Consider the following 563-nt stretch of genomic DNA (forward strand, 5'->3'; position numbering starts at 1 on the left):
ATCTTTTAAAGAACAAACCTGAAAATGAAAATTGGGCGGTGTTGGTCAATGAGTTTGGTGAGATTGGCATCGATGGTGCATTAATGACCGACCAAGGTGCGTTGATTAAAGAAGTGCCGGGCGGTTGCATGTGTTGTACCGCAGGCGTTCCTATGTCTGTTGGTATTACGGCATTATTGCGCCAAAAGCCAGATCGTTTGTTGATTGAACCAACAGGCCTTGGTCATCCAAAACAAGTGATTGCGACGCTGACATCAGAGCAATATCTGCCATACGTTGATTTAAAGGCGACCATCGCGTTAGTCGACCCTCGTAACTTGAGCGATGAAAAATACACGTCTAATCAAAACTTTGTTGATCAGCTAGACAGTGCCGATGTGGTGATTGGCAGCAAAGTCGATCTCTGTTCAAGCCATGATATTGATGTGTTCAACGATTGGGTTACCGATCAAACGCCAGCTAAAGTGTTCAGTAAGTTGATTCACAACGGCGAGCTGCCGATTGAAGTTCTGGATATTGAACGCGTACACGGCAGTGCTTCTTCTCATATCGAAATGCATCAC

General features: G+C 45.1%; 1 protein-coding gene. It reads left to right on the forward strand.

All coding sequences use genetic code 11. The features are described 5' to 3' along the window. A partial coding sequence (locus R7Q09_RS27410) for a GTP-binding protein (protein ID WP_318144116.1) occupies positions 1-563 on the forward strand: 563 nt, incomplete at both ends.

This window comes from Vibrio sp. 2130-1 (genome assembly GCF_033339515.1).